The sequence below is a fragment of the Aeromonas sp. HMWF014 genome (genome assembly GCF_963878295.1).
Taxonomy (GTDB): domain Bacteria; phylum Pseudomonadota; class Gammaproteobacteria; order Enterobacterales; family Aeromonadaceae; genus Aeromonas; species Aeromonas popoffii.
The window spans coordinates 1-8,088 of record NZ_CAWNYS010000300.1; the positions used below are offsets into that span (position 1 = coordinate 1).

At 53.0% G+C, this 8,088-nt stretch carries 8 protein-coding genes and 1 pseudogene; 6 read left to right on the forward strand and 3 right to left on the reverse strand.

The genetic code is table 11. From position 1 onward, the window contains the following. From AAC083_RS12310 to AAC083_RS12320, 3 genes are all read left to right on the forward strand, one after another. Positions 1-1,381: GumC family protein (locus tag AAC083_RS12310; protein ID WP_108536756.1), on the forward strand; the 1,381-nt coding region annotated here is incomplete at its 5' end. Positions 1,382-1,798: 417 nt separating this feature from the next. Next, positions 1,799-2,650 (forward strand): hypothetical protein, encoded by an 852-nt coding sequence (locus AAC083_RS12315; RefSeq protein WP_108536757.1) that lies wholly within the window; start codon positions 1,799-1,801, stop codon positions 2,648-2,650. Between the two features lie 145 nt (positions 2,651-2,795). After that, positions 2,796-3,716: a hypothetical protein gene (locus AAC083_RS12320; RefSeq protein ID WP_108536759.1), complete on the forward strand. Its 921-nt coding sequence runs from the start codon at positions 2,796-2,798 to the stop codon at positions 3,714-3,716. An 832-nt stretch (positions 3,717-4,548) separates the two neighbouring features. Here the strand turns inward: AAC083_RS12320 and AAC083_RS12325 are convergent. Further along, on the reverse strand, positions 4,549-5,382 hold the full coding sequence (locus tag AAC083_RS12325) for a DUF1194 domain-containing protein (RefSeq protein ID WP_108536760.1): 834 nt from the start codon (positions 5,380-5,382) through the stop codon (positions 4,549-4,551). A gap of 137 nt (positions 5,383-5,519) precedes the next feature. On the opposite strand from AAC083_RS12325, the gene AAC083_RS12330 reads away from it, so the two are divergent. Genes AAC083_RS12330 through AAC083_RS12340 form a run of 3 tightly spaced genes read left to right on the forward strand, consistent with a single transcriptional unit; the run spans position 5,520 to position 6,865 of the window. Further along, positions 5,520-6,287 carry an archaeosortase/exosortase family protein gene (locus AAC083_RS12330; RefSeq protein WP_108536761.1) on the forward strand — a complete coding sequence of 256 codons (768 nt, stop codon included), beginning with the start codon at positions 5,520-5,522 and terminating at the stop codon, positions 6,285-6,287. Next, positions 6,271-6,432 (forward strand): hypothetical protein, encoded by a 162-nt coding sequence (locus AAC083_RS12335; protein WP_181364733.1) that lies wholly within the window; start codon positions 6,271-6,273, stop codon positions 6,430-6,432. The genes AAC083_RS12330 and AAC083_RS12335 overlap by 17 nt, the downstream gene beginning before the upstream one ends. Beyond that, positions 6,416-6,865, forward strand: coding sequence for a hypothetical protein (locus AAC083_RS12340; protein WP_108536762.1), 450 nt, complete (start codon positions 6,416-6,418; stop codon positions 6,863-6,865). Before AAC083_RS12335 ends, AAC083_RS12340 begins: the two co-directional genes overlap by 17 nt. On the opposite strand, the gene AAC083_RS12345 is transcribed toward AAC083_RS12340, so the two are convergent. Both AAC083_RS12345 and AAC083_RS12350 read right to left on the reverse strand, forming a co-directional pair. Continuing rightward, a complete protein-coding gene (locus AAC083_RS12345; protein WP_249126971.1) occupies positions 6,843-7,256 on the reverse strand; it encodes a hypothetical protein in 414 nt (137 codons plus the stop codon). The genes AAC083_RS12340 and AAC083_RS12345 overlap by 23 nt on opposite strands. 74 nt (positions 7,257-7,330) lie before the next feature. Then, positions 7,331-8,088 (reverse strand): annotated as a pseudogene (locus AAC083_RS12350) (hypothetical protein); the annotation flags it as partial.

Consider the following 8,088-nt stretch of genomic DNA (forward strand, 5'->3'; position numbering starts at 1 on the left):
GTTTTATTACAACCTCTACATCATTCTCTTCGCCGCCTGGCGGCGCCGCTATCTGATCCTGATACCCATGTTGCTCATGCCGCTGGTGGGGGGGGCGATCGGTCTGATGACCCCAAAGATGTACGAGAGCCGCACCACCTTTATGGTGCCGCAGGACTCCAATCAGGCCTCGACCCTCAAGGACCTCCTCACCCAGGAGAGCCTTAAAGATCGCTTTGCTGTATTGGAAGCCATGCTGCGTAGCCGCTATGTGATGGACGGGGTAGCGCGGGATCGGGGGCTGGTGAATGACGACACGCCTCCCGCCAAGCGCGATGCCATCATGGATTGGCTCTCCACTTCGGTCTCTATCCAATTGATCGGAGACGAAGTGATCGAGCTAAAGGTCAAGGCTGACTCCGCCGCCAACAGTGCCGGCCTGCTCGAGGCCATCTCGCGCCGTTTCTTTTTCAACCTGCTCAACAAGGGACGTCAGTCAGCCGAGTCCTCCGAGCGTTTCCTGCAAAGCCAGCTCGACAGCCGTCGCACTGAGTTGCAGGGGGCCGAGCAGTCGCTGGCCGACTTCAAACGTGAGCACGCCAGCGCCCTGCCAGCGCAGCAAAATGCCAATGCTGCACGGTTCTATGGCCTCAAGGATCGTTACGCCGAGAGCCAGCTCCAGCTGCAACAGGCCAAAGCTCAGGTTGAGCAGTTATCCCTTGGTCAGCAAGGGCCTATGGCTCGTAGCCTTGAGGAGAAACTGCAGCAGATGCAGACCGAACTGGCGCTGCTGCGGGTACGTTACAGCGACGAACACAGCCAGGTGCAGACGCTGCTCTACCAAATTGGCCAGTTACAGCAGGAGCTGACGCGGCTCAAGAGCAAGCCTGACGCAGCCATAGGGCCCGAGTGGGAACAGGCCAAGCGACAGCTGGCCGAGGCTGAGCAGAACGTCGCCGGTTTGCAGGCGCAACTCAACGAACTGACCGGGGTAGTGGATTCCCAAGGGGATACGGAGCGCCAGCTGGCGGAGCTGGAGCGCGACCTTGAGGTCAAGCGCACCCTCTATCAGGATCTGCTGCTGCGCTACGAGAAAGCCAAGGTGACCGGGGCGCTCGGTAGCTTCGAGCCTGGCGAACGGATCAAGGTCATCGACAAGCCGTTTGCGCCTGGCAAACCGAGCAACTACCCGCTTTGGTTGTTTCTGGTCGCCGGTGTGGTGGGGGGGCTGGGGCTTGGCTGTGGTCTGGCCTTGCTGACCGAGCTGGCGGATACCAGCCTGCGTCGCGCCGATCAGTTGGCAAACCTTGTCAATGCGCCTGTGCTAAGCCGGATCCCCTATTGCGAGCCCGCACAGGGCTATCCAGCCAGCAGTGCTGGTCAGGTACTGCCATTGGCATAGGAGCCATGCTGATAGCCGCGAAGGCTGGCGCAATGCCAGCCATCCTGAACTTGCATATTCCTGTTAAGGCCTCGTGATGAGGCCTTTTTTATAAGGCGTAGTCAGCTTCTTGGCCAGCTACGCCATTTGATATGGTTTGCATAGAGCGCCATGCAGTTGTATTTATAAATATGAGGGTTGGTGGCACATTTTAATTCCGTTTCTTGACTGTTATTTTTCATAGTGGTACAACTGGAGTCAGTGTTCAGCGTTGATAATAGATTTATAAATCAGACGCTGGTTGGTAATGCAGCTATTTTAAAGTGATTTTATTGGTTGTGATGACGAGTGGTATGGCAGAGTTAGATGGAAGGCGTTACTAATATCGCCTTCCATCTAATTTTTTTACTCAAACGTATCAGTTTAATGTAGGTTTTTATGACACCAGAATATCGTGTTGATGCAGAACAAAGAATAGAATCTTACCTTTTCGGGCAAGATATCAAGGACATTAAGTTCATACAAGTTGAGCAAACATTCACAGACATGGGGGGTGAAATCCATGTTTGGAATGTTAAAACCAGAGTAGACGGTAGTTGGTGGGTCGTGGAAGGTGAAGGTGTTCCAATGAACCTATATACTCAGAACGAATTTTACTTTTCAGCCGATGAGGCTTATTCATTTCATCTTGGTATCTCTCAACGTCTGCGAGCTCGACACCACCTTGAGTTCAAACATATTATCGATGAGCTTCCGCTGGATATTGATCATGTGAAATCTATTAGTCGACGCCTTAATAGTGCAGCTGTTGCTTTGAATGACGTATCTGCGCCAGAAGATCTTCAAGCAATAGGCTTGACGTGCAGGGAAAGCTTAATTGAATTAGCGGGGGTGTTGGCGAATGGTAATCCTAACTTACTAGAAGAAAAAGGGCTTAAAGCGGCTGATTTCAAGGGTGTTGCTAGAGAGGTTATTGCAATCTACGCACCTGGAAAAAGTAATGGAAAATTGCGAAAGCGTAGCAGGGATATTATGGAAGCTGCATGGGATCATTCATCCGAAATTGTGCATTCTCCAAACAAAAACATTCCTGATGCAAAAATATGCTTATTGTTAACTTGCTCGGCTGTGTCGTTGATTCAAAACTTATTTCTCAAATTTCTTGGATTCGATAATGAGCCTAAGTGTTCTGTCTGCAAAAGTATGGACTTTGACATATTGGTTTTAGAAGGCAATGACGAAGCTCTATTTAATTGTAATAGTTGTGGTAATCAGGAGCCGCTGTCATAAACAACATAACAAATGCTTCAAGAGGGGCAGCCAACGCTTGGTATTTTTACTATGCGTTGGTTTTCGGTGGTTACGGTGTTATGCGGAAGCTTGGTATTAGCGTTGTCTGTCCCTTAAACTGGTGTCAAATTTACATGAGATATCTATGATTGAAAAAAGTAAGCTATTGTCTCAACCTAGAGACTTCGAGCAATTAGAATTGCTAGAGAGTTACTTGGAATCTGGGGCGAAAAAATATATTAAGGAGGTTTTCATTCCTTCTTTTTCCGTAGACAAAGTTGAGTTTAAATGCGTTTTAGATAATTCTTTTGCAAAAGCAGAAAGGAAGCATGATGGTCATTACACGATAAGTATTGGGCGCTCATTAACGAATGCAATACTGAACTTTACGTATGAGATAGAAGATCGTGTCAAGTTCAAGATTGGCTGGAATGCTCTAGAGGATATTACGGATTTTGTCTTTAGCTACATTTCTTGGTTTATACTCAATCATGAGTTAGCCCATATTTCATTGGGGCATTTGGATTATATATACGATAAAGGTATGAATGGCCATGCCGAAATGAATCACAAGAAAGTTCCAATAAAACATTTACATCATAATGAAGCCAAGTCGAAAGAATACTGGAATGCACTAGAGAGTGAAGCTGATGCGAATAGTATATCAACAACACTTATTTCCCTGAAGTACAACATTCGTTCAGAGCAATGGAGAACTTGGGGGTTAAATAAAGTGCTGGAAGTTCATGGAATTATAAATTCTATAATGTTTTACTTTTTAAATACGTTAATGAAAGGTACTAGCGACTTTAAACATCCTGAACCATATATCAGACAATATCTAAGCCTACCTAGCATTGACTCGCTGGCAAAACAATTAGGTCACGATCAAAAGTTTTATACTGATACAATGATTAGGGCTAACTTTCTGACTGTCGAGGAGATACTACAACTTAAAGTACCTTTTGATAGTATTTTAAAATCAGTTTCTTGGATGAAAAAGTTGGATGGACTGACTAAAGAGGCTGGAATTGGTCAATATCATCGCAAAAAACTCGTAGGTTAAATTAGTCGGCAGGCGTAATATAACGCTCACTGTGACTCTCTCCGTCTATGTGGCAAGTACGCCCAGAGAAGTAGCTTTGGCTGCCAATCTGATAGTTAGCTTCGGAGATAAATGGGCTGTCATCATGCCGCCTTTAAACTGTTATCGCACCTTGCTAAAAATTAGCAATATAAGGCTGACACATACCCAAAAACCCCAAGCAGCAGCGCTGTAGACTGTATTGGTCGCATCCATAACACTTTCCAATATTGCTCGATATTACTCCAAGGTAATTGGCCCGGAAAATAAAGCACTTTCTTTCTCTGATATATGACCAAACGGTAAGGAGGCTAGGCCGAGCCAGAAATAATAGCCAAGGCCAACAATTAAAATCGAGGCCCATCGCATGATGGTTTTAACTTTACTTGATAGCATCAGACACTCCACTCAATGCGTCACCGACTGAGCCACCAGAATATGGTGATAGCTTGCCGATGGCAGATGCACCTCAGCCAAGGTATTAAGGAACGAATACGGAAGCTCAATCACAGGCCCAATCCCTTACCATATTGCTTCATCTGTGCCGGAATCATATCTCCCCCAAACCAAAAACAAGGCATGCATTGTGCCATGAGCAACAGGCGAGGCCGTCATCTGAATGACGTAGGACAACACTGATTGTCATTACGGCGAAGCAGCAGACTGTCAATCAGCCTCGAAAAATGAGTATGGTTAGCTGACTGATTATGTGCGGTATTCAAAGCAGATGTTGTAGAGCCCCAGCCGATAGCCATGATTACGCCAAAAAATCAGGGAGCCATGGCTCCCTAATCGCTGCACTCGGGGTGACGAACTAGCCGATGGCGGGCGCCAGCTGCCCGTTGGTGTGCTGCCGGCGCCTTTGATAGCGCCATGCCAGCAGCAGCGGCATGCCGAGCAACAGCTGGGCGGCCAGCGGGATCTCCTCGATGGGGGCGGCCAGCGCGCCTTCCGGAATGATGCCCCCTTCAATCTCGGCCGCCAGTTTTAGCTGCAGGGCACTGCCAAAGTCAGCGAAGGTAGTGGCGTTGATCACAAAGGCATCCTCACCGCCCGCCACGTTCTCCACATACCACTCTTGCAGCACCCCGTCGGCATAGTCCTGACCTATGGTGATGCCGTTGATGGTATCGATGCCGGAGGCGAGCAGTTGATCCCGCACGGTGGAGGTATCCAGCCCGTTGTTCTGGATCCCGTCTCCTGACACATCCATCACCTGCCGGGCGGCGGTGTAGTTGTTGGTGTCAAACTGCTGGGCACCAAAGGCCATCGCCGAACCGGGGGCCGTCATCCCCGCATAGGGGCGCACCAGGTTATCCAGCGTGGCGGCGAAGTTATTGATGGAGGTCATGTCGTAGAGATGAAACCAGTCGGTCATCGTTCTTTGTTGGTTGCTGCTACTCCACATCACCATCTGCACGGCGATGGACCCGAGTTTGCCACCACTGGTATCGAGGATGGCGCTCTGCACATCCTGGTTATAAAAGGCGTCCACATAGCCTTGTAACTGCAGATTGAATTCCGATGAAGTGACACTGCCAGACACATCCATCAGCAGTTGCAGTTCGGTATCGACTTGGGTCAAGGCGTATGCGGGGGAGGTCACCAGTACCATCCCTAGCAGCCCTGCCAACGGTTTGAGTTTCATCGCTCACTCCTTCTCCTTGGCGGTAATGCCAGCAGAATGAATGAATAAAACGTGCCATCTTTGTTAACGGGTCTGATCGGGACAGGCATGGAACTTGCGATACCAGATAAGACACGTGATAACGGGCAGGAGTAGCAATGGATATCCGTCCTTGGCAGTGGGCACCCAACTGGCTGCTGCTTGGCTTGGCCAATCAGTGGGGCATGGTGTGGCTCAATATGGGTCACTTTAACGTGCTGGTGGTGTTGCTGATTGCTATCTGGTGGCAAATTGCATCGCGGGTTGCGCCAACCTGGCGCGTGCACCCGCTTGCGCTCGCCCTCTTTATCCTGCTGATCTTGATCCCCAGCGCCAGTTTCAAGGCGCTGGCTTGTCTGCTGCTGGTGGCCACACTGTGGCGCCGTCACCAGAGTGCCGATGAACGGGCTGTGTTGCAGATCGTGCTCGCCTTCACCGTGGCCGTGTTATGGGGTCAGCAGGTGTTTGCCCTGCTCTCCGGCCCTGTGCTGGCGCTCGATGCCTGGGGGGTTAGCCAGTGGTTGCAACTGCTGGGGTGGGAAACGCGCTGGGATGGCAATCGCATCGAGCGGTTGGGGGGCCATGCCCTGATCGTGCTCAAGGGGTGTTCCTCCTTCTCCCAGCTCTATCTGGTCGCCCTCTCCTGGCTTATCTCCAGCTGCTGGTTGGCGCCGGAACGTCCCTTATACCGGCAGTGGCCCATGTTGCTGCTGGTCTGCCTGCTCTATATCGGGGCCAATCAGTTACGGCTGGTGCTGATGAGCCTGGATCTGCGCTGGTATGGCTGGCTGCACACCGGCAGTTTGGCCCAGCTCTATCAGTGGGCCATCATGTTGCTGGTGATGACCATTCTGTTTATGCGGGGGCGCCATGGTGGGACTGTCTAGGGGATACCTGTTGCTGGTGGCGCTGGCCAGTGCCGCCGCCGGTGTTGGGGCCATGAGATGGCGCTATCAGACGCGGGTGGTCAATGTGATGCGGCTGGTGATGGCCATTCTGTTTATGAGGGGGCGCTATGGCGGGAATGTCTAGGGGATACCTGCTGCTGTTGCTGGTGGCGCTGGCCAGTGCCGCGGCCATGGGGTGGCGCTATCAGAACCGGGTGGTCAATGAAGGGGCCAAACCCATGCTGATGGAGCTGGCCCAGCTGGGATGGCGGATGCGAGCAGCCACGCCGGTATTGGGTGGCACTTATGTCAGCTATCAGCTGGTGCATCCCCAATGTGACGGGACGCTGCAGGCCATGCTGGTGGCGCCGGATCGCGAGGCGATGTCAGTGACGCTGGCGGGAGAGGGGATGAGTCAGGGGGTGATGTTTTTAGGCCAGCTTCACCAGAGCCCGCCACTGCTCTCATACCGCCTCACTCAGGGCTGGCGTAAATTGTGGGGGCTGACCCCCTATCCCCTCTATCGCGTCGCCTTGCCGACGGCTTGCCTCGGGCTCATTGCGCCGCCGATGGCGTGACTGGCGCCTGTTCATCGCTCGGCAGAATGCGGATCAGCAAGGTGTTGGGTGCCAGCATGGGGTCATAACGGGGTTCCAGTTCAATGGCGCGAGACGCCAGCAAGTGGGTCAGGGCCGTCAGCCGTACGCTCGCTATCCGCGCACTTTCCAGCATGTCTGTTTGCAGTCCGGGGCCGCTCACCAGGGCGATCCGGGCCGGATCCTTGAGTCCCAGAAACTGATGCAACTGCTGCTCCTGATCAGCCTGCAGCAGGGTCTGCTCTTGCTGGTACTGCAGCTGCAACTGGGGCTGTTCGGCCAACTGCTGATCCCGCAACTGGTTGAGGATGGGCATGGCCTCATTGACCGGCTCCTGACGGGCGCAACCGACGAGCATCAGCAGCGGCAGCATGAGGGGCAACCATCGGGGCAGTGGTCTGCCCCGACAGGTGCAACGGGGGGTCTGGTTGGCCATACGCAGTCACTTCAGGAAGATGAGTTGGCACCAGTTTGCAATGTTTTCAATCGCTTGGCCAGCTGTTCAATCTCCTGGCGCCACTGTATCCAGATTCTGGCTGGCAACTGCTCGGCCAGTTGCCAGCGGCTTGGCACCTGATCGCGCAGACGCTGTAGCAGCAGGGCGGCATCGACCTGGTAACGGGCTTCCTGCTCGAGCCAGGCAAGCCAGCGCAGATCCTCGATGGCTTGCTGAAGCAGCAGAAGGTCATGGGAGAGACGATGGGCTTCGCAGGCTTGCGGGCCCAGCAACATAAAGTCGCTCTCCCGTCCGTCGGTGGGGTCATAAGGCAGGGCGGTGGGCATGCGGCCATGCCACTGCAGATAGCCCTCAGCCCCGCTTTGCCAGAGGTAAAAACCGGCGGCCCTCGGGGTGCCCAGGTTGTAGAACCAGGGGGTGGCCCCGGCGGCCTTGACCCGCGCCACATCGACCTTGTCGGCACCAAAGCCTGCGTTGATCAGGGCAATCTCCACCTCTGCCAACAGTGCAACCTGACCGGGGTGGTTGAAGTGGCCTGCCCGGATCACCGCCGGATCCCGGCGCTTCATCTCCCGGGCCATCGCAGTGATGGCGGGCAGGGTGGCGAGATCCGGCTCATCAAACAGGCTCCAGGCCAAGGGTGGCAAACCGCTGGCAGTCAGTGCCTGTTGCCGCCTCTGCCACTGATCGAGTTGGCTGGCAGAATCGCCTCCCCAGCGTTTGAGCGGGGTATAGGCAAGCAGAGGGG